The organism is Streptomyces marokkonensis, from assembly GCF_039539045.1.
GTDB lineage: Bacteria > Actinomycetota > Actinomycetes > Streptomycetales > Streptomycetaceae > Streptomyces > Streptomyces marokkonensis.
The window spans coordinates 32,702-53,523 of record NZ_BAABCQ010000034.1 but is presented as its reverse complement, the minus strand read 5'-3'; the positions used below and the strand labels follow the sequence as shown (position 1 = coordinate 53,523).

Sequence of the window (20,822 nt, the reverse complement as noted above, 5' to 3'; positions counted from 1 at the left end):
TTCGAATTCGAGCGCCACGATGCCCTGGAGAAGGCTCTTGTAGTCGTTGTCGCGCGTCGTCATGCGAACGATGTCAAAGGCTCCCCGAGTGGACGGGAGTGCCTCGTGTGACAGGAACTTACCCATCGGCCAGGCGGGGTCGTCCGCATAGTCGGATTCGTAGTCCGCCGCTCCGCGCAAGATGTTCTCACGACCCACGAGTTCCATGTCCAGGCGTCGTTGGGTCTGCGCACGCAGATGGTTGAGTGTGCCGCCCAGGACGATGACCAGCCGATAACCGGCGTCGATCGCCTTGGCGATGACCGCCGTGAAGTTCGCGGTCTTACCGGACTGTACGTATCCGACGACGAGACCTTTGGCCTGGTAGGCGGCTTCATCGATCGGGTTCGCGAGTCTTTCGACGACTCGGTCCGAAGCTTGGTCGAGAGCGGCGACTGCGGTTTCGGGCCATTCCTTGCCCTCGCTCAGCGTTCGTCGGTAGGCGGGCCAGTACCACGCCCGGCCCTGCTGCGACTGAGGGGTGTACCACGGAGTGAACTCGTCGCTGATTACGACCGTTCCGTCTGCCCGGGGGACGGGAATCAGCGTGGTCAAAAGTTCTCGGGTGTCGTCCTGGAGGGCCAGCAGATCGTAGACGGCGACTCGACGCTCGACGGACCTGGGTGTCGTATCGGACCAGGCGGGACCTTCCACGTAGTCCCACTGCGTGAGTTGCTTGCGCCAGAGGTCCACCAACTGGTCCGTGGAGTGCGACAAGTCGAGCGTCCGCTGAAAGTCCGTCTCGCGAGCGAGATTCTCTGCCTCGGGGCCTTCATCCTCCGCCTGGTATTGCAGGGCGCGTTCCAAGTTCTTCGGTCGGCCGGCCTGCATACCGCCGAGTGCCGACCGGTGCAACGTGAGTCGTAGGATTTCTGCGTTGTTCATGGACAGCGTTCCTCGGTATCTCAGGGAAGTCGGAAGTGACTCAGGAAAGGCGGCGGAATGAGCGTAGGCGTCAGCCCTGTGACGTCTATGACGTATTGGACGCCGGATATTCTTTCCCGGACGAAGTTGGTGAGTTCCGACGCGTTCAGCCGCGGCAGTGCGGAGGAGTCGAGGAGTGCCGGGGCGGAGCGGACTGACCACTGCTCGTCGTCCTGGGCGTCCGTCCAGCCGGCCGAGGCCAGTTTGCGGTCGAGGTGGTCGAGTACGGCCGGTGCGCGCTCGCCGACTGCGGAGCGTACCGATCGGACGCATTGCGAGAGCGTACGTCCGGCCGTGCCGCCCCGAGTGAGCTGTATCGACATGAGCCACAGAGGGCGTCCGAGCTTGGCATCCAGTTGACCGAGCCCGTGGATCGTGTGCCGGCGGGTCTCCGTCGCCGTCGTCTTCACTTCGAGGTCGAGTTCGGGCAGACCGAAATCGTGTTCTTCACCCTTCGGCCCGGTCCAGGACCGCACGGCGGTACTCCAGTCATATGCTGCGGCGACTGAGCACATGGCACCGAGTTCACCCATCAAGCCGAGACGTTTCTGCATGTCCAGGCCGTGGGGCCGGCTCAGCAGTGAGCTCCAGCCCCGAATGGTTTCCGCGTACGCCTGTTCCAGTGTGCGCCCGTGGGCCACGATGCGATCCGCTACCGCCGTCAGCAGGTCGTGGAAGTCGCGCATCAGAGCGACCTCGGTGGTGCTGATGCGCGCCAGCCGCATTCCCCGCTCCGCTATCTGATCGATGCGGATCGTCGGCAGGTTCGACCGGGGCGGGCGGTCTCCACGATCCAGCTCCACGTGGAGGGCTATGTCCCGGCCTCCATGGCCGACGACGTACGAGACCTGTGGGTGCGTGGAGCGCGCTGAGAGAGGGAAGGTCGTTGCCTGCTTCCTGCCGAGGAAGTACTCGACCTCGGACCAGGGCACGTGGGGGCCGTCATTCATCGTCGCCGCCGCGCTGGGCCTCGGCTCTGGCTGCCGCGACCAGGATCGACTGCCACAGTTGGAGATTGTCCTTCTCTCGACTTCCGCTGTACTCCTTCTCGAAGACCTGGTGCAGCACGAGCCACATCAAGGCCTTGAGGAGCGGAACGTCGTTGAGACCCCCTCGACGCCCACCCAGGATCGCCGTTCGGTACTGTTGGTTGAGGACCATTGTCCGGTTCTCGCGGTCGATGTCGAAGAAGAGGCCGTTGTCGAGCTTCTGCCAGCGGACCGCGATCGGCTCCTCGTGAGGTATGAGGGGCAGCTCTTCGGCGATCGCCTCGCGAAGTCCCGGGTCGAAGCCGCGCCCCGGTGGAATCACTGCCCTTCGCGTGGTGCTGGTGCGTCTGCGAGCCTCCCGGTGGACGGCGTCCGCAGCCGCCAAGTAGTCGAGGAACGTGCGGCCCTCCGCGTCGGTGGCCTTCTCCAACGCCGAGGTGAACTCGGAAGAGGCCTGGACTTCCGACTTCTTCACGGTCAGACCGAAGACGTCATTCGCCACGTCCGGCAGATCGACTGACACGCGTGCGAGGGACAGGCGCTGCTCGGGCTGCCGGAAGTTGTTCCAGCCGCCCGCCTGCACCAGGCGATCGTGCCGGTAGAAGTAGAAGCCCTGTCGTTCGATGACCGAGCCGACAGCCTTGTACTCGTCGACCGTGGATCTGGGAGTCCAGATGTGTGCCTCCAACCGCACGTCTCCGACGGACGGGACGGGAGCCAGGAATGTCCGCGGGTATTCGGGATCGCCACTCACCGGGTATCCGAACGGATCGAGAGGCTCCACGCCGAAGGCCAGATAGACAGTGCTGGTGCGTACGTCTTCGACCGCGATGGTGATGTTGAAGTCGTCCTGTGACAGGAAGCGGTGCAGGTGCAGTCCCAGGTGCAGTCCCAGTTTGTTGATGGTTCGCTGCACATAGCGATCGGTCTGGCCGCCGCCACCGTGCTTGGGAAAGTCTTTTACTCCGTCCCACCGAACCACGGTGCCCTGCCACGTGATGGGCCGCCCCGCGTAGCGGTCGAGGAGGGCCTGAGCGTACGACGGGTCAACGATGTCGCACTGGAAGCCCGAGACAGCTCGTTCCATCAACCAACGCCGTCCCGTCGCGCGGGTCCGCTTGGTCGTGCTGACGACCGTGACCGCCGATGCATGACTCAAGGACGCCGACTTCAGACCGGTACCGAACATCCCCAACGCGTCGTCCGCGTAGTCGCGGCGACCACCGACGGTCATGGCGACGTCCAGGCCATCGTCGGTCATGCCCTTGCCGTCGTCCACGACCAGCAGGCTGACCAGTTGGTCGCCGTCCCGAAGAAAGTGGATCACGACATCCTTGGCGCCGGCATCGATCGAGTTGTCGACCAGGTCGGCGATGGCCACTTCGAAGGCGTACCCCTGACTGCTGAGAGCTTCCATGTAGCGTGCATCGGGGGGTAGGAACTTGCTTCCGGCCGTGGGGACGTCGAATTGCCAATCCGTCTTCATCTACTCGCCTCGGGGTCAACGGTTTGATGCGATCAATGGTGACCGTAGCGCCAGGCTCGGACATTGGGCGATGAGCCCGCGCGTCTGCATGAGCGGCGCTCAGGCGTGCTCCCTCGGGCGGGCATCCGGACCGTTCACGGCCCTCCTTGCCTCTTGTACGGCCAGAGCGATGGCGTCGGGGGCCTCGTGCTCCCAGAACCGCAAGACGGTCCACCCCTCCTTGTGCAGGTGTTCTGAGGTTTCACGGTCGCGCGCCATGTTCTTGTCCAACTTGGTCCGCCACCACGCGGCATTCGCCTTCGGGTGCGTTGCGTGCTGGGGGCAGCCGTGCCAGAAGCAGCCGTCCAGGAAGATTGCGACGCGTGCCTTGGTGAAGGCGATGTCGATCGTGCGACGCGGCATCCCGGGCACGGGCATGTTGACCCGGTACCGCAGGCCGGCGGCGTGCAGCAGACGACGTACGGCGATCTCGGGAGCAGTGTCGCGGGAGCCCTGTCGGCTCATGCGGGCGGACACGGCGGCGGAGGAGGGCACAACACCGGACACGGCATCCATTGTGCCGGCCGGAGGGTCGGCACAGACGCTCAGCGCGGAGGGAGCCCGGGAAGGGATGGCCGGACGTCACCTCCTGTGACACCCCTGGTCAGTGTTGTACGACCCACGCCGACCCTCAGCCCTTGCTGTGGCCGCGGCGCCGTTGAGCCATCGCATGCCCTCGTGCCGCCGGCATCGCTACGCACTGCGGCAGAACGCAGGAGTGTGTCTTTTGGGCCGCGGCGAGCCATATCCCGTAGAACTGGAGCGATGCCCTCTCAGCGGTGAGGGGCGTTCGGACACGATTATCGTCCCTCTCCACCCCGCAGCGACGACAACACCAGGCGCCCGTACCGAGTGGTCAGCACCCCGGCCGTCGCGGCCACCGACAGAGTCAGGGCGATGAGCAGGTGAGACAGGGAGTCGTCGTCGAGGACCTGCAGGATGCCAAGGGCCGTACCAAGGGGGAGACCGAGGATGGTCAGGACGCCCAGGGCGCCGCTGATCTGCTGGCTTTCCTGGGTTTGGACCAACCGGCTGTAGTCGGCGGCCTCGGTGAGGATCTCGGCGAAGCGGACCGGTAGCCGGTGCTGGTTCTGAAAGGCGAGCAGGAGTTCGTTCGCGGGGCCGTGGGCCGTGAGGTGTTGCCGCCAGTAGCCGCTCCGGAAGAGCGCGATGTTCCTCTCCAGACCGGCGACGCGACGGGCCAGGTGCTGGGGAGAGGCGAAAACCTCCGAGAGCTCGTCAGTGAGTTCGTCGATATGGTCGCGCTGGAGCGAACCGAGCAGCAGGGCGTCGAGGTAGATGGTGCGGGAGTGCAGCGCACCGAAGCCGTAGAAGTCGCTCTCGCCGATGTCGGGCCGGTGACCGAGGAAGGCGGCACCCTGCCGCAGTACCAAAGCGCTCCAGTCGGCGGAGATACGTACGGTGTCCCTGAGGTGCTCCGCTGTTGTCTCTGGAGCCAGGGGGAAGTCCTGTGGGTTCGAACGGGAGGCCAGTTGCCACAGCCAGCGGCCGGCGCTGGTCGGCAGGTCCCCTTCGGGCCCGTCGCGGAGCGCGGGAGTGTGGTGTGACGTCGGGGTGAGGAAGGCGATCGTGTACGGCCTGGCGATGGCGAAGGGCGCGGCGGGGTCGTGGACATCGGCGATTCCGCTCAGGAGCAGGACGGGGTCGAACGGTCCGGTGAGTCCAGTGAAGCGTTCGTCAGAGGGAGCATGACCGCGGCCGGCGATGGTCCGAAGCACCGGCAGGAGCGGTCGCTCCACGCTGAAATGCAGGACTGCCAAGGCGTGTTCCGGATCGCGAGCGGTGCCTGCGCGGAGCAGCTCCACACCGAGCAGGCTCATGCCCTCGTGCTTCACGTCCTGGGGTAGATGCCAGCGGCGGGGCCGCCCCGGCGCGCCGTAGAGAGCTCGGGCGGAGGCCGGGGCGAAGTAGGTGGACCGCGTCTGCGTGTCCGTACGGCGGCTGCCGAGTTCGAACGGAAACGGGCCCTCGGCCCAGTTGGGTGCACGGTGCAACCGGGCGGGCAGGACGACGGTCAGCTCCTGCCGAGCACCGGTGATGCCGTCGAGAGGTGGTGCGGCGTCGGCTGTCGTCACCGGTAGTACTCGGCAGGGTCGGGCTGGTCGAGACGGATGACGAACTCCGCCTGGTCGGGACTCGTGGCACTGATGTGGAACCGGACGTGCTCACCGGTACGGATGGTGCGAAAGCCCTCGGTCACGATCTGCCGGTAGTCGAAGTTGTAGTACCGCTCGTCCTCGTCGTCCCGAACGATGTAGGAGCCGAGCGCGCCACTCGCTCCGCCGCCGCTGGGCCGCCGGGTGACGATGGTCCCGTGCCGTGGCTCGCCACTGCCGGCGAAACGTCCGCCCTCGCCGCCACCACTCATGCCGTCGCCTCCCTCACTTCGGTCGCGCCGACGCTCCCGGCCGTGGCGGGGCCGTCCGCCGTGTCCACGTCCTTGACACAGCGGAAGCCGACCGCGTTGCTTCCCCCACGCTTGCGGTAGATGCCCTTGGTGCTGGTCTGTACCGCGCGCATCGGGTTGTCGTAGCTTCCACCGCAGATGACGGCCTCGGCGGCGTCGTCCACCGACGTGGAGGTCCACTCCCAGCAGTTGCCCACCATGTCCAGGACTCCGAACGGAGAGCGGTTCCCGGGGCGCTCGTCAGCGGGAGTGGCGCCGGCCCGGCGCACGGCGTCACCCGCGAAGTCGCGGTACCACGCCTGATAGGTCACGACGGGGCGGCCGACCCAGGCGTCGGCGCAGTTGACACGACTGCTGTCCGGGGCATCACCCCAGGGGAAGAGCCGTCCGTCGGTGCCGCGTGCGGCTGCTTCCCATTCGAGCGAGGTCGGCAGCCGCTTGCCCTCGAACGCGGCGAATGCGTAGGCGCTCCACCAGTTGACGCAGACCGCCGGATGGTCGTTGTAGCGCGGGTTCTCGTAGTAGTCGGGGTGCCGCAACCGGTCGGTCCAGGGGCGGTGGGAGACGTGGGGCGGCTGGTCCGGGTGGTCCCACCGCGAGGTGCCGTCCGTGTCGAGCGAGTCAAGGAAGCGCCTGTAACGGGCGACGGTTACAGCTCGGCGATCGAAGCGTACGGAGTGCTTGACGCGGTGGATCAGCAGCCGCTCGGCTGGGCCGACGAGATACGCCCCGGCGGGCAGCACGCAGTCGTCGCGCGCCGTTCCGTCACCATCGCCGTCGCTCCCGGCATCGGACAGTTCTGCGAGGAACGCGCGTACCTGCTCCGTCAGGAAGGCTCCGGCGGGGAGGTCTGCCACGGCCTCCCGATGAGCCGGGTCGGCGAGATACCGGGCAGCCAGGAGCTCCTGGTACGCGGTGTGCACGAAGGCGACGTGATCGGGCCCCGCTGGGCGCAGTAGCGGGGCGAGGACACAAGCAGCGGGGTCGATGCGGCCGTCAGCGAAGGCGTCGGCGCCCAGATCGCGATGCAGGTCGAGGAGAGAGAACAGGGTCCGGTCGGTGAGGAACGCCCGACCGAGTGTGGCGGGCAGGCGCTGTTCCAGCTCGGGACGCCCACGCTCGGTCAGCGTCTGCGTGAGGTGGGCGCTGAGGATGTCTGCGAGAGGCCGGCCCGGAAGAAGGCCGAGCCGTGCGGTGAGGTGTCGCTCGAGCGGGGTTTCCTCCGGCTCGGTCAGGCGTACGACGTGGAAGTGCGGCACGCGGGACGGGTCCACGCCGTTCGCGTACATCTGCTCCACCAGCTGCTCGGAGCGTCCGGCGCCGCTGTCCAGTAGCTGACGTACCTGGGGCGAGTCCGCGAGGAAGGAGACCCGGGAGCTGATCACGACTGCGGACTCGGCGGAGAGAACTGCCGAGAGGTCCGTGAACAGGCGCAGAAACCCGGTTGGGCTCGGCTCCACGACTCCCTCGTCGAAGGCGTCCAGGACACACAGCGCGGTCCCGGAGCGGATGAGGTAGAGGAAGAGATCGTATGCGCGGGACCGGTCCGAGGCCATGGCCGGTGCCAGAATGCGGGCCGCGTACTCGGAGAAGGGTTCGTCCTTAGGCTTGAGGCCGAGGTCGAAGTAGAAGCGGAAGCGGCGGACCTCCGGGTCGGCGGCCAGGGCGCGCAAGAGAGTGCTTTTCCCGCTGCCGGGTCGGCCGGTGACCAGGACATTGGCGCTACCGCTTGCGAGACGTGCCAGGAGTTCCGCCGCGTCACCGGACTCCGTCACCGCCGATTCGCCGGTGCGCGGATCGGTGCTCAGGGCCGTCGCGGCGACGGCGGCACGCGCCTCGGGTGGGGCCCCAGCGTTCTCGGGGGCCGTGGCGCCGGTGAGTCCTGCGAGGTGGGTGTCGAGATTGACGACGGTGTCGACGAACCCGTCGTACCGCACGATCCGGAAGTCCGTGCCCAGTAACTGGTGAAGTGCGCCGGGGGCCGCACCGCCGTCATTGTCGACGACCACGAACCGAGTGAGCTTGGGGAGTCGAGTGCGGAGCAACTCACCTCCGCGAGAGGTGAGGACGGTTCCCAGGTCGTCTGCGTCCCGGGAGAGCATCAGTTCCACGTACTCCAGCCGCATCCCTGATTCCCGGCAGAACAACAGGTACACCGTGTCCGGGCTGAGCACGAAGCGCTTGGCCTGCCGGTAGCCGAGAGTGACATGAAGCCCCGCAAGGAACTCGCAGCGCCGTGCGACCTCGGGAGCCACGTCCGGTTCCCCGCCGAGCAGGGCCGCGCTCCCGGTATCCGTGAACCAGACGAGGACGTCGACGAGCCTGCGCACGGCGAGCAGCCCGTCCTCGTCGCTGATGTCGTACCCGTCGTGCGTGGAGCGGTTACGTAGACGCCGGATGTCGTCGAGCGCGTCCAGCACAGTGCTGCTGCGGATGTACGGGCGACAGCGCTTGACCAGGTCGTTGAGTGCCTTGGTGGACGGGTCACCCTCGACGGCGTGGTGCCTCCACAACTCCTTGAGGAGCTTTTCGGTCAGCTTTCCGACCAGCGCGACCGCGTTCTCCGGGTAGCCGTCGTCGAGCGACCGTAACGGGCGCTCCAGGTCGAGTCCGAGACGGTCCGCGATCCGGGTGTGGTCGTCCAGTTCCCTCCGCAGGCGTCGCAGCCGCTCGTCGACGACGGTACTCACGCGCTCTCCTCAAGCCGGCGGCCGAGAACGAACGCGAATCGGTCCGGGAAGACCAGTACGGGTTCAGGATGGGCGGCGCGCATCTCCTCGACACCTTCCTCGATCTCGCTGCCACTGAAGGTGGAGAGCAGAGACATGTAGCGGGCCCGGACCATGCCGAGGTACCTGTCCCGGTCGATGCGGAGCTCATGCTCGACATGGCCGATGTGGGTTTCCAGGCCAGCCTGTCGCAGATGGCCTTGGATCACGGTTGGGTCCGGTTGCAGTTCCTCGAAACGGGCGAGGGCCGCTTTGAACAAGGGGTACCGGATGGTGGCCGGAAGCATGACGATCAGCAGCCGACCGCCCGGGGCCAGCCGGTCGGCGAGGCCGCGCAGCGTGCGGGCCTGGTCGGTCACATGGTGCACCGACTCCTTCAGCCAGATCGCGTCCAGCTCTTCGTACGGCAGCCTGGTGCGGCGTTCGGCGAAGTCTTCCGCAGACGCCACAACCGGAGTCAGCCCCGCTGGGGGAGGGGCGCCGAGCTCGCGGAGCATCGCTTCCGAGGGGTCGACGCACAGAATCGGATGGCTCGGGCGCAGTTGCCTGGCCACCTCCCTGGTGAACAGGCCTGTCCCTGAGCCGATGTCGGCGATCCGGTCGGCCGGGCCGAGGCGCAACGCTTCGGAAATCCGGCCGGACATCCACGGAACGTACTCCGGTCCGTAGACCCAGTGCTCGTCGTATTCGGCTGCGAGGCCGTCGTAATGCCCTCGCACATCGCGCCGTCCCACGGTCCCCCCGCCCAGCCCAAGCTATGCCGCCAACAGTCACCAGGCAGGCTATCGGGAGTGGCGATGCAGCAACAGTGTGTAACTCGACAGCTGATGGCCGACGTACGCGGGTGGCTGCCGGCCATCGAACCCGCTCGTCCGTGGCCTCGGACGGGCCGTGATCCATCAGTGAGCCTGCGCCAACGACCTGGGCGGGCATCGTGGGAGACCGCCTCGTCGGGGCCGGTGGGCTATGAGGGGCCGGTGGTCGGGAGGAGGATCTCGAAGCGGCATCCCACCGCGGTGTTGCGGACCGTGGCGTGGCCGGTGTGGGCCTCCACGATGCCGCGGACGATGGCGAGTCCCAGGCCCGCTCCGCTGTCTCCGTGCCGTTGCCCCGGGGCGGCGGAGGCATGCGTGCCGTGGCCGGCCGCCTGCTCGGCGGCCGTGCCGGAATCCGCCGCCGGGCCCGAATCCGCGGCCGTGAGGCTGGGAGGTGTGCGGGCCTGGCCGCCGCGCCAGCCCGTGTCGAAGACACGTGGCAGGTCCTGCTCCGCGATACCGCCGCACCCGTCCTCCACGCCGAGCACCACCTGGTCGTCCTCGACGCGCGTGCTCACCGCGACGGTTCCGTCGGCAGGTGTCGCCCGGATGGCGTTGACCAGGAGGTTGCCGAGTACCCGTGTGATGGCCTGGGGATCTACCCGGACCGGGAACGCGGCGACTCCGCCGTCCACCAGACGAACGCCCCGCTCGTCGGCCAGCGGCCGGGCCGTGGCGAGGGCGTCGTCCACCAGGTCGTAGATCGAGACCCGGGTCAGGGCCAGCTCCAGGGAGCGGGCCTGGATGCGGGAGAGCTCGAAGAGGTCGTCGACCATGCCGGAGAGCCGGTCGACCTCGACGCGGATGCGGGTGTGGAAGCGGCCGGGATCGGAGACGACGCCGTCCTCCAGCGCCTCCGCCATCGCTCGCAGTCCCGCGAGCGGGGTGCGCAGATCGTGAGAGATCCAGGCGATCAGCTCCCTTCGCGAGGTGTCCAGCGACCTCTCGCGGTCCTGTGCGGCCCGCAGACGGGATCCGGCCGTCTCCAGCGCCGCGGCGAGCGCGGCGAGTTCACTGGTGGGCGGGTCCGCCGGAGCCGTGAAACCGGGTTCGCCGCCGACGGTGGTCGCGGCGCGCGCCAGGTCCCGGCTGCCCGCGGCGATCCGGCGTCCGAACAGCAGCGCGGCTCCGAGGGAGAACGCCCCCGCGACCGCGACCACGATGAGGACCACCCTGAAGTCGTGTCCCGACAGGAACATCTCCAGCGCCACGGCGACCGTGCCCGCCGCCATCGCCACCACGGCGAGCGCGGCGACCGCGAACATCGACAGGACGACGGAGCGACCGCGGAGCAACGTGACGGCGGGGGCGCCGAGCAGCCCGGCGAACAGGGCGCCCAGAGCTGCCAGGGCAACGATGATCAGCATGTCGATCACGTGCGGAAATCCTCTCGGCCGGTCTCGCTCTCGTCGAGCGGGTCGAAACGGTATCCGGCACTCCACACGGTGGTGATGAGCTTCGGAACGGCAGGATCGTCCTCGACCTTCTCGCGCAGCCTTCGGACGTGCACGGTCACGGTGGACATGTCGCCGAACTCCCATCCCCATACGTGGCGCAGCAGCTCGGCACGGGAGAAGACGCGGCGGGGGTTGCGCAGGAGGAAGGCCAGTAGATCGAACTCTCGGGCGGTCAGGGGCAGTTCTCGATCACCGCGTCGCGCACGTCGTGCGCCCGGACTGACGGCGATGTCACCGGCCCGCAGGACGGCCGAGGCGGCGGAGGGCGGCGGGGCCTCGGCGCGGCGGAGCACGGAGGTCACGCGCAGTACGAGTTCCCGGGGGCTGAACGGCTTGGTCAGGTAGTCGTCCGCGCCCAGCTCCAGCCCCAGGATCCGGTCCGCTTCCTCACCGCGGGCTGTCAGCATCACCACCGGTACCGGGGGGCCACCGCCCGCACGCAGTCTGCGGCACACCTCCAGCCCGTCCAGGCCGGGCAGCATCAGGTCCAGGACGACCAGCTGCGGGCGCAGGACCGCGACCGCCTCCAGGGCCGCGAGGCCGTCGGCGGCGTGCTCGACTTCGTAGCCCGCGCGGGCCAGGTAGCCGGTGACGACCTCGGCGACGGTGGGATCGTCCTCGACGACGAGGACTCGGCGGGCCGGGGCCGGGTGGGTGCTCAAGGGATCACCCCTTGACCGGAGCGAGGCCGGCGGCGCCGAAGGAGACCGAGAACCGTTCGCACCAGATGACGGCACTCCGGAAGCGGGACAGGTCGGTACCGGCCGGGACCGGGTAGTTCTGGTTCCCCAGGTTGCCCTTGAGCTTGCCGAGCGCGACGGCCCCGTCTCCGAGCCCCGCCTCCGCCGCTTCGGGGCCCCGCGTCGAGAGGTATACCCGTACGTCCGGCCCTTCCGAGGAACTGAGGTCCTCGAACCGCAGCACCTGGCTTCCGTCCGCGAGCCGGAGCGTACGGGCGGTGCCGCTGGTGTCGTGATCGTGGCTCACGAAGGAGCCCCCGGACAGTTCTTTCGGCCGTGTGTCCTCCACCGGCGGCTCGGCGTCGCTCGTGCGGGCCGTGTCCTTCGTCGACGGTCCGCCGTTCGCCGCGGGAGCCGAGACGCCGGGCAGGGCCTCGTCCACAGTGGTGTCGGTGAACGTCTTCCAGGGCTGGAAGTAGAAGAGCCCGGCACCGGCGACGACCGCCAGGACGAGCAGGACGGGCACCACGGTACGGCGCGACGGACGAGACACCAGGAACCTCCGGAAGGGGAACGAGCGAGCGGGCCGGCCACGGCCGGGCGGCCCCATCATGCGTCCACCGAAGCCGCAGCCACCCCGCCGAAGCAGTGACGCGGCCCCTTCGTAAGACTCCGGTAACCACGCCACGGCTCGTCGACGTCGACGCCGGGGCACACGAAGCGGCAGTCCTCTCGATGCGGTTGCTCGTAGCCTCCTCATCCCGGCGGCCGAGGCCTTACGCGTCGATGACGGAGGGACTGGAGGCGCTGACGGGTGTCACCGGAGCCATTTGACTGCCGATCACCAAGCGCGCCACAGCGAACGGACAGGCCCGCCGAACCAGGAGTACGAGAGGTGACTTCCTGGAGGCGGGGACCACTGGCATGATCCAGGGTGACCGACCACTCGCGTCCACCACGTGCGGCCCATGGCCACCAACACCTCTATGACGCAGTCGGGTTGAAAGAGGCCTATCTTCTCGGGCATGGGTTATCAGGGAGAGTTTCGTCGGGCGGCGCTTGAGTCGGGCATCCCGGACGACGAGATCAGCAGGTTCGGCCGACACCTTCGTTTGGTGATCGGATTGCCCGGGTACGGCGATGGTTCTCCGGTCGGGCACATCGGTGGGTTGCCCCGGCTGCCGTTGGGCATGAAGTGGCCGTCCGCCGGGGACACGCCGTTGCCGTTGCTCCTTTCCGTCGACTGCGGGGCGTTGCCGAGGGTCGACGGCATCGACCTGCCGGCGGACGGGACGCTGCTCTTCTTCGTGGATCAGGAGATGGACCATGAGGACAGTTCCGGGAGGTACGCGCGAGTCGTGTACGTACCGGGCGGCACCGAGACTGCGATCGCGGAGGCCCCCGACTCCGCGTGTGTCCGCGAGCGGGTCGACGTCAGAGCCGAGCTCAGAGCCGAACTGCCCCTTTGGCTCGAGGAGGGCGAGGACGAGGACTGGCACGAGTTCTAAAAGATCTCGACTGGGAGGACATGTCGCCCTTCCAGCAGCAGTTGGCCCGGTACATGGAGCGTGAACTGCCGCACCTGGACGAACTTCGCGCTCTGGCCCACGGTCTCTGGTCGTCCGGCGCCTACCTCGTCATCGGCGGGTATGCCGATGACACGGTGATCAACAGCATTGCGGAGCAGACCCTCGCGGGACGCGAGAAGGCAGGCGGGATCCCGGCCATCCCGACCGCGGAATGGTATTCCCGTCTGGAGAAGGAAAAGCACCGGCTGACGAGCGAGTGGATATCGCTGGTCAGTGAAGGCGAGATCTACGAGGAGTACTACACGAGTTTTGTGATCCGTCGCGACGACTTGGCCGCCGCCCGGTGGCACAAGGCGCTGGCCGTGACCAATTTCGAGGCGCCGTGACCAGGTTCGACGCACCTTCATCGAAGCGATGGAGGGGCGGCTGGAGCAGCAGCAGGACTCGCGGACTCCCCCGCAGTCGTGCTCATCTGAGCGGTGCGTGAACTTTCTGGCGGGAAAGTTCACGCTTTCGTGACCAGGGGGACAGAGGCCGCCGCGAGGGCTCAGGCCTTCGCCCCGTGTGCGGGAGCTGATCGGCGGCCGGTGTCCATGGTGGAGACCGTTTCGACTGGTTGGGCGCGCCGGGCCGTGTCGTGGGCCGAGGGCGCGCCTGCGGCGCGAAAGGGCAGCGAGGGCTGCCCTGCCGTCCCTTGTCCGCCGCACCGAGCGGCGGCTATCCGTAAGGCAGGACCATCGTGACCGTAGGCGAAAGGTGAAAGAGGCCGCTCCATGCCCGCACAAGACATCGGCAGGAAGCCTGAGCCCCGCGGACGTCAGGTTCCGGTTCAGCGCCCGACGCAGCGCTCGCCGCTCGCACCCCATGCCGTGCGCGTCCCGTCCCCCGACGGTCTCGACCACGAGGCGATGGCCCCGCAGCAGATGCTGACCCTGCAACGCAGTGCCGGCAACGCGGCGTCGGCCCTGGTGCTGCAACGTGCGAAGAAGCTCACGCAGAAGCAGAAGAGGGACCTGGAAGCGAAGGAGAAGAAGGAGCGGGAGGCAGCGGCGCCCGCGCGCGACCCGGAGATGCAGGCCCTCCTGGGCGCCAGTCACTGGCGAGAGAAAGCGCAGAAAGCCGGAGCGGGACCCAACTCGATGAAGGGAAACAATCCGCCCGCCGGAGCCCCGAGAAGCCTCGACGAGATCCTGGTGAAAACAGGTCCCGCTCTCCTGGAGAAACTAGCCAAAACGGAGGAGACCGGGCGGCTGAAGCTCTACCGGACCATGGACAGGGACGAAGCCGACGCGATTCTCGCCTGGCGTGGCAAGAGAGAAGCGACGGAGAAGTGGGTGGGGGAGCAGCGAGGCCGTACGAAAGGGAACGGGACGCCGGACCCGGCCGTGTCGAAGGACTACCACGCCGAGACGGGGAAGGACGACGCGACCATCGGCACCATGCCCATGAGGAATCATGTCGGTGACTGGGAACAGGCCGACATTTACCACAAGATGAAGAGCTCGAAGCCAAAGACGACGCTTGAGTTCACGCTCAAGGAAGGCGCCCACGCGTACCTGTTCAGCCCGGAACACGCGGCCGTGCACGGGGACAGCGGCGTTGTCGGCGACATGCGCGGATATTTCGAGAATCAGGGCAGAGAGCTCCCGGCGTCAGCCGGCGGCGAAGGAGGGCTCGGCGGGTACATCGGCGTGAAGCAGGAGAAGAAGGGGCCCTTCAGCCTGGGCGTGGGAAAGGTCGAGGCGTCGCAGCTGCTGTTCCAGCTGTTCGTCGAAGAGGTCAGGGATCTGTACCCGCAGCCCTGACGACGCGACGGTGCCGTGCGTCACGCGGACCGTGCCACCCGGGCGCGTACGTCCGCACCCAGCCCACCTCGAGGACGACCGGACGTACGCCCCTGGTGCCGGTGAAGTTGTCGAGCCGGACACAGAGGTTGCCCAGCGGCATGTCCTGGTTGTCGCCGAGGTCGTCGTCGGGCGCCGCCGGCCGTGCGGAGGTCCTCCTCGCCGCCGATGGGGTCGGTGGGAGGGGATGATGGGTGATCCGCTCGCGGACTCCCCCGCCATTGCGCTCATCTGAGCGGTGCGTGAACTTTCTGGCGGGAAAGTTCACGCTTTTCGTGACCGGGGGGCCGGGCCGCCGCCGTGAGGGATCAGGCCTTCGCTCCGTCGGACAGGAAGGCCGTCAGGCCGTCCAGGAGCATGCCGCTGCCCTGTTCCGCCATGTCGCGTTCCTCCGCCGTGTCGCAGGTCTGGCGGAGGGTGATCACGGTGTTGCGGGGGCCCTCCTCGGTGAGTTCCATGGTCATCGTCGCGGGGTCGGGGCGGCCGGGGACGTCCATGCCGATGGTCAGGTGGCGGTTCTCGGTGACCTGCTGGTAGGTGCCGGTCAGGGGGACCTCGGTGCCGTCGGGGGTGAGCATCGTGGACTTCCAGGAGCCGCCCGGCCGTACGTCCAGCTCCACGGTGCCGGGGGCGGCGTGGGCCCACTGGGCGTACTGGTCGGGGGTGGTCCAGGCCTGCCAGATGCGGGCCGCGGAGGCGTCCAGGGTGCGGGTCAGGGTGTAGGAGAAGCCGTTCTCCGCCGCGGTGGTCTGCTCGGTGCTCATGTCGTCCTGTCTCCTCGGGTCGGTCGACTTGGCTCGATGCCCTGCGTTCCTCGTGGTTCGTAAGGCTGTCGCACCTGTAGACGGCCGCCGGGGCGGAAACTCATCGGTCCGTCGTGGCGCTTCCCTCCGGGCCGTGGCACCGCGCGTACGGCTGGTCCGAGCCGCACCAGCAGGCCGCCCCCCGCTGGGGCGGCCACGCCACCGCGCGACCCCGCGCCGCGAGCGTCGTCGCGTACTGGGGGAGAAGGGCGGGATCGGCCGGGGACGCGCTCTCCGAAGCCGCGAACGCCTCGTACGACGGGACCGTGCCCCGGACCACGCCCAGATTCGGGGTGCCGGACGAGGCCAGTTCCCGCAGGGCCGCCTCTATCGACGCCAGGTGCTCCTCGTACGAGGGGTACTCGGCGACGAGGGGCGGGTACGCCTCGAGGAGTTCCGTCAGCTCGCCGGCCGGCCAGTGGAGCATGGCCACCGGGAAGGGGCGGGAGAGAGCCTCGCGGTAGGCGCCCAGTTCGGCGCGCAGGCGGGAGATCTCCGCCTCCAGGTCCGCCGGATCGTCCGAGCCCAGGGACCAGACACGCTTCGGGTCGTGCAGCTCGTCCAGCGTGATGGGCATGGAGTGCAGGGTGTCGGCCAGGGCGTCCCAGTCGTCGTGCGGCAGACCCAGCATCCTGCGGACGCGGTGACGGCCGTAGAGAAGGGGGTGCGTCGAGTACGGGGGTTCCGCCACGTCCGTCAGGAGCAGGCGGGCGCCCTCCGTGAACGCCTCGTGCGCCGCCTCCAGCTCGTCGTGGGCCTCCAGGGCCTCCGCCACGATCACCCAGGGGGCCGGGTCGCGCGGAGACGCCGCACGGACACCGTCGATGATCGCCCTGGCCTCCGCCTCGTGGTCGTACTCCCACAGGTTCGAGGCCTTGAGAGCACGGACCAGGGACGGGTTCTCCAGACCGGAGGGGCCGGTGTCGGAAGGCGACAGCAGACGGTCGTAGAACTTGGTCGCGGCGGGGCGGTCGCCGGACAGTTCCAGATGAGCGGCGGCGCGCAGCAGCAGGGCCTCGGCGTCCTCCGGATAGAGACCGGCGGTTCGCTCCAGGCGGGCCGCCTCGGCGGCGTGGTCGACGTTTTCGGCAGGCGTGTCGGGGCGCATGGGTGACACCGTACTGCCGACAGGTGGCGAAGGTCAGGTACCCGCAGGCCAGAGGCCTTGCCCTTCCGTCGCCGTCCGTCAGCCGGAGCCGGGACCACTCAAGGGTCGACGGTGACGAAGGGAACCTTCCGGTTCGCCCGCGGGCACGCGGACACCGATGGCAGGTGGGAGCAGGGTGGCGGACGCGGTAGGCGTGTGGCGGGGCCGAGCCCAGGCGGACATGCCTGGCTACGGTCCAGTACACGCCCGGCTACGGTCCAGTACGTGAACGGGGTCTTGCGGAGTGGAACCCGACCTTGGACGATCGACCAGTCCTCCGATGGCTGCGCACTGCCGCATCCAGGTCGCACCTCATCGGGCGGGCTGCCCGAGACCGAGGAGTTGGGGATCATGAAGCTGTTGCGAGTCGGTACGGCGGGGTCGGAGCGTCCCGCGCTGCTCGACGCCGACGGGACCCTGCGAGACCTGTCGGCCCTGGTGTCGGACATCGACGGAGCGCTGCTCGCCGACGAGGCCGCGCTCGGCCGGATACGGGCCGCCGCCGGGGCCGGTGAGCTGCCCGCCCTGGACGGCACCGGGCTGCGCGTCGGACCGCCGGTGGGGCGCATCGGCAAGATCGTGTGCATCGGGCTGAACTATTACGACCACGCCCGCGAGACCGGGGCCGAGCCGCCCGCCGAGCCCGTCGTCTTCTTCAAGGCGCCGGACACGGTCGTCGGGCCGGACGACACGGTCCTCGTACCGCGCGGCTCCGCCAAGACCGACTGGGAGGTGGAGCTGGCGGTCGTGATCGGGCGTACGGCCCGCTATCTGGAGTCCGCCGAGGAAGGCCTCGCGTGCGTCGCCGGGTACGCGGTCGCGCACGACGTGTCCGAGCGGGAGTTCCAGATCGAGCGGGGCGGGACCTGGGACAAGGGCAAGAACTGCGAGACGTTCAACCCGCTCGGGCCGTGGCTGGTGACCGCCGACGAGGTACCCGACCCGCAGCGGCTGTCGCTGCGGCTGTGGGTGAACGGCGAGCTGAAGCAGGACGGGACGACCGCGGAACAGATCTTCCCGGTGGGGGAGGTCGTGCGGTACGTCAGTCGGTTCATGGTGCTGCGTCCCGGTGACGTCATCAACACCGGGACACCGGCGGGGGTGGCCATGGGGCAGCCCGAGCCCAAGCCGTATCTGCGGGCGGGGGATGTCGTCGAGCTGGAGATCGAGGGGCTCGGGCGGCAGCGGCAGGAACTCAAGGACGCGTAGGCGCTCCGCTGGGGCGGGGGACTGCGGTGCGTTTTCAGCCGCGGGTTGTTTGTGGCTGGTCGCGCAGTTCCCCGCGCCCCTTTCGGGGCGCTTTCCTCAGGTCAGGAGCGAAGCGAGGCGGTGCCAGCCCTCCCTGGGGAGGCGCGCCAAGTCGTCCTCCACCAGTTGGACAGCCACGTGGTCCGCGCCCGCGTCGTGGAAGGCGTCGACGCGGGTGCGGATCGTGTCCTCGTCGCCCCAGGCGAAGACCGCGTCGATCAGGCGGTCGCTGCCGCCGTCGGCGACGTCGGCGTCGGTGAAGCCGAGATTGAGGAAGTTCTTGGTGTAGTTCGGGAGCTTCAGATACGCGGAGAGGTAGGCGCGGGCCGTCGCGCGGGCCCGGGCCGGGTCGGAGTCGAGGACGACCTTGAACTCCGGGGCCAGCAGCGGGCCCTCGCCGAGCCGCTCGCGGGCCTGCGCTGTGTGCTCCGGGGTGACCAGGTACGGGATCGCGCCCGCCGCCCGGTCCCGGGACAGCTCCAGCATCTTCGGGCCGAGCGCGGCCAGAACCCGGCGGTCGGCCCGCATCCCCGCCCTGTCGAGGTCGTCGAGGTAGCCGACCATCGTCGAGTACGGGCGCTCGTACCCGCCCACCATCGGACCGTGGCTCACGCCGAGGCCGAGCACGAAGCGGCCGGGGTGGGCCACCTCCAGCTCGGCGAAGGCCGCGGCGGTGGCGGCGGCCTCGTGCTCCCAGATGCTCTGGATGCTGGTGCCGACCACGATGCGCGAGGTCGCCTCGATCAGCGGGGCGGCGTGCTGGGCGGACGTGTTGCCGCCCAGCCACACGGCGCCGAAGCCGAGCCGCTCCAACTCGGCGACGGCCTCGGCCCGTTCGCCGGCCTGGTCCGGGTCCCCGGAGCGCAACTGCGCGCTCCAGACGCCGTACCGTCCGACCGATTCCTTCAGAGAAGCCGTCGCGTCGTTCATCGGTTGCGATCCCTCCGGTGGGCGTCGTGATCATGCCGCGTACCTGCCTGCCAACCACAGGTACCCACGAGTGATTCCCCGATCACGCGGCCCGGGGCCAGTCGGGCTATTCGCCCAGGAACCGCTCCAGGGCCTCCACCACGAGCCGGTGGTCCTCCACCTGCGGCAGCCCGGACACCGTCACCGAGCCGATCACGCCGACGTCCGCGACGGTGACCGGAAACGAGCCGCCGTGCGCCGCATACGTGTCGGCGTCGAGCCGCGAGGACTCCTCGAACGTCGTGCCCTTGGCCCGGAAACGCGAGCCCACCAGGTACGACGCGGAGCCGTACCGCTCCACCACCCGGCGCTTGCGGGCGATCCAGGCGTCGTTGTCGGGAGTCGAGCCGGGCAGGGCCGCGTGGAAGAGCTGCCGGCCCGCGCGGTGGATGCCGATGGCGACCGGCGCCCCGCGCTCCCGGGCCAGCTCGACCAGGAGGGAGCCGAGCGCCCACGCGTCGTCGTTCGTGAACCGGCGGAAGACCAAGCGGCGCTCCTGCGCCTCCAGTTCCTCCACGGTCGGGGCGGCCGTGTCGGGAGAGGGACTCACAGGGTGACCACCATTCCGTCGCGGGCGGACCGGCGGGCCGCCTCCAGCACGTCCAGGGCGTCGGCCGCCTCCCGGGCGCCGACCGGGTTCGGGCCGGACTCCAGCAGGGCCTTGGCCACCGCCGCGTAGTAGGCGGGATAGTCGCCCGCCACGGTCGCCGCCACGTGTCCGCCGCCGGTCGGCGGGGACTGGCCGGAGCCCACGCGGCCCCACAGCGACTCGTCCTCCTCGCCCCAGCCGGGGCCCGGCCGCTTGCCCTCGCGCAGTGCCGCCTCCTGCGGGTCCAGACCGTGCTTGACGTACCCGGCCTTCGAGCCGAGCACCCGGAAGCGGGGGCCGAGCTGGGCGGCGGTGGAGGAGACGTAGAGGTGGGAGCGGACGCCGTTCGCGTGCGTGATCGCGACGAACGTGTCGTCGTCCGCCTCCGCGCCCGCGCGCCGGACGACCGACTCGGCGTACACCTGCGTGGCCGGGCCGAAGAGGACGAGCGCCTGGTCGACGACGTGGCTCCCGAGATCGTAGAGGAGACCTCCGATCTCTGCCGGGTCGCCGGACTCGCGCCAGCCGCCCTTCGGCTTCGGCCGCCAGCGCTCGAAGCGCGACTCGAAGCGCCATACGTCGCCCAGAGCGTCCTCGGCGAGCAGCTTGCGGAGAGTGAGGAAGTCGTTGTCCCAGCGGCGGTTCTGGAAGACGGAGAGCAGCAGGCCGCGCTCCTCCGCCAGTGCCGCCAGCTCCCGCGCCTCGGCCGCCGTGCCCGCGACCGGCTTGTCCACCACGACCGGCAGACCGGCCCGCAGGGCCCTCGTCGCGAGCGGTACGTGCGTCTTGTTCGGGGACGCGATGACGATCAGGTCCAGCTCGGCGGCCCGGTCGAAGAGCTCGTCCGGGCCGGTGACGGTCCGCACGTCCGGGAACTCGGCGCGAGCCTGCTGCTGCCGCTCCGGGTTCGAGGTGACCACCGTGTCCAGGGTCAGGCCCTCGGTGGCGGCGATCAGCGGAGCGTGGAAGACGGAGCCCGCGAGGCCGTAGCCGACGAGGCCGACGCGCAGCGGGCCGCCCGGGGCGTTACCAGGGGCGTTGCCGGGAGGAGTAGCAGTCATGGTCCTACTTTGGCAACGGTGTTGCCAAAGTGCAAGCGCCGGAGAC

The 20,822-nt window shown here is 68.9% G+C and carries 19 protein-coding genes and 1 pseudogene; 4 read left to right on the top strand and 16 right to left on the bottom strand.

All coding sequences use genetic code 11. From position 1 onward, the window contains the following. From ABEA26_RS11620 to ABEA26_RS11570, 11 genes and pseudogenes are all read right to left on the bottom strand, one after another. Positions 1–924, bottom strand: a pseudogene (locus ABEA26_RS11620) (Z1 domain-containing protein); the annotation flags it as partial. Positions 925–944: 20 nt separating this feature from the next. Next, positions 945–1,913 (bottom strand): PD-(D/E)XK motif protein, encoded by a 969-nt coding sequence (locus ABEA26_RS11615; protein WP_345591676.1) that lies wholly within the window; start codon positions 1,911–1,913, stop codon positions 945–947. Further along, complete coding sequence (locus ABEA26_RS11610; protein WP_345591675.1) at positions 1,906–3,438, bottom strand: ATP-binding protein; 1,533 nt, start codon at positions 3,436–3,438, stop codon at positions 1,906–1,908. Before ABEA26_RS11610 ends, ABEA26_RS11615 begins: the two co-directional genes overlap by 8 nt. A gap of 99 nt (positions 3,439–3,537) precedes the next feature. Continuing rightward, positions 3,538–3,993 carry a very short patch repair endonuclease gene (locus ABEA26_RS11605; protein ID WP_345591674.1) on the bottom strand — a complete coding sequence of 152 codons (456 nt, stop codon included), beginning with the start codon at positions 3,991–3,993 and terminating at the stop codon, positions 3,538–3,540. 284 nt (positions 3,994–4,277) lie between these two features. Beyond that, positions 4,278–5,573: a hypothetical protein gene (locus tag ABEA26_RS11600; protein WP_345591672.1), complete on the bottom strand. Its 1,296-nt coding sequence runs from the start codon at positions 5,571–5,573 to the stop codon at positions 4,278–4,280. Continuing rightward, positions 5,570–5,866: a hypothetical protein gene (locus tag ABEA26_RS11595; protein ID WP_345591670.1), complete on the bottom strand. Its 297-nt coding sequence runs from the start codon at positions 5,864–5,866 to the stop codon at positions 5,570–5,572. The genes ABEA26_RS11600 and ABEA26_RS11595 overlap by 4 nt, the downstream gene beginning before the upstream one ends. Then, entirely contained in the window at positions 5,863–8,595 is a 2,733-nt protein-coding gene (locus ABEA26_RS11590) for an SUMF1/EgtB/PvdO family nonheme iron enzyme (RefSeq protein ID WP_345591668.1), read from the bottom strand. Before ABEA26_RS11590 ends, ABEA26_RS11595 begins: the two co-directional genes overlap by 4 nt. Further along, positions 8,592–9,368: a class I SAM-dependent methyltransferase gene (locus tag ABEA26_RS11585; protein ID WP_345591667.1), complete on the bottom strand. Its 777-nt coding sequence runs from the start codon at positions 9,366–9,368 to the stop codon at positions 8,592–8,594. Before ABEA26_RS11585 ends, ABEA26_RS11590 begins: the two co-directional genes overlap by 4 nt. 230 nt (positions 9,369–9,598) lie before the next feature. Then, on the bottom strand, positions 9,599–10,825 hold the full coding sequence (locus tag ABEA26_RS11580; protein WP_345591665.1) for a sensor histidine kinase: 1,227 nt from the start codon (positions 10,823–10,825) through the stop codon (positions 9,599–9,601). Beyond that, a complete protein-coding gene (locus tag ABEA26_RS11575; RefSeq protein WP_345591663.1) occupies positions 10,822–11,568 on the bottom strand; it encodes a response regulator transcription factor in 747 nt (248 codons plus the stop codon). Before ABEA26_RS11575 ends, ABEA26_RS11580 begins: the two co-directional genes overlap by 4 nt. A gap of 4 nt (positions 11,569–11,572) precedes the next feature. After that, entirely contained in the window at positions 11,573–12,139 is a 567-nt protein-coding gene (locus ABEA26_RS11570) for a DM13 domain-containing protein (protein ID WP_345591662.1), read from the bottom strand. Between the two features lie 637 nt (positions 12,140–12,776). On the opposite strand from ABEA26_RS11570, the gene ABEA26_RS11565 reads away from it, so the two are divergent. From ABEA26_RS11565 to ABEA26_RS11555, 3 genes are all read left to right on the top strand, one after another. Further along, on the top strand, positions 12,777–13,094 hold the full coding sequence (locus ABEA26_RS11565) for a DUF1963 domain-containing protein (RefSeq protein WP_345591660.1): 318 nt from the start codon (positions 12,777–12,779) through the stop codon (positions 13,092–13,094). A gap of 20 nt (positions 13,095–13,114) precedes the next feature. Next, the gene (locus ABEA26_RS11560; RefSeq protein WP_345591658.1) at positions 13,115–13,501 is read left to right on the top strand and encodes a hypothetical protein; all 387 of its coding nucleotides are present in this window, start codon (positions 13,115–13,117) and stop codon (positions 13,499–13,501) included. A gap of 387 nt (positions 13,502–13,888) precedes the next feature. Continuing rightward, positions 13,889–14,920 (top strand): hypothetical protein, encoded by a 1,032-nt coding sequence (locus ABEA26_RS11555; RefSeq protein WP_345591657.1) that lies wholly within the window; start codon positions 13,889–13,891, stop codon positions 14,918–14,920. Positions 14,921–15,267: 347 nt separating this feature from the next. Here ABEA26_RS11555 and ABEA26_RS11550 read toward each other — a convergent pair whose 3' ends face one another. Beyond that, positions 15,268–15,723: an SRPBCC family protein gene (locus ABEA26_RS11550; RefSeq protein WP_345591654.1), complete on the bottom strand. Its 456-nt coding sequence runs from the start codon at positions 15,721–15,723 to the stop codon at positions 15,268–15,270. Between the two features lie 100 nt (positions 15,724–15,823). Further along, positions 15,824–16,870: an SEC-C domain-containing protein gene (locus ABEA26_RS11545; protein ID WP_345591652.1), complete on the bottom strand. Its 1,047-nt coding sequence runs from the start codon at positions 16,868–16,870 to the stop codon at positions 15,824–15,826. A gap of 390 nt (positions 16,871–17,260) precedes the next feature. Between ABEA26_RS11545 and ABEA26_RS11540 the strand changes: the two genes are divergently transcribed. Then, the gene (locus ABEA26_RS11540; RefSeq protein WP_345591649.1) at positions 17,261–18,118 is read left to right on the top strand and encodes a fumarylacetoacetate hydrolase family protein; all 858 of its coding nucleotides are present in this window, start codon (positions 17,261–17,263) and stop codon (positions 18,116–18,118) included. 96 nt (positions 18,119–18,214) lie between these two features. Here the strand turns inward: ABEA26_RS11540 and ABEA26_RS11535 are convergent, their stop codons facing one another. The 3 genes from ABEA26_RS11535 to ABEA26_RS11525 form a co-directional block, all read right to left on the bottom strand. Then, complete coding sequence (locus ABEA26_RS11535; RefSeq protein WP_345591647.1) at positions 18,215–19,087, bottom strand: LLM class F420-dependent oxidoreductase; 873 nt, start codon at positions 19,085–19,087, stop codon at positions 18,215–18,217. Between the two features lie 106 nt (positions 19,088–19,193). Continuing rightward, positions 19,194–19,676: a heme-degrading domain-containing protein gene (locus tag ABEA26_RS11530; protein ID WP_345591644.1), complete on the bottom strand. Its 483-nt coding sequence runs from the start codon at positions 19,674–19,676 to the stop codon at positions 19,194–19,196. Then, positions 19,673–20,776, bottom strand: a complete 1,104-nt coding sequence (locus ABEA26_RS11525) for a Gfo/Idh/MocA family oxidoreductase (protein WP_345591642.1) — start codon at positions 20,774–20,776, stop codon at positions 19,673–19,675. The genes ABEA26_RS11530 and ABEA26_RS11525 overlap by 4 nt, the downstream gene beginning before the upstream one ends. Between the last annotated feature and the right edge of the window lie 46 nt (positions 20,777–20,822).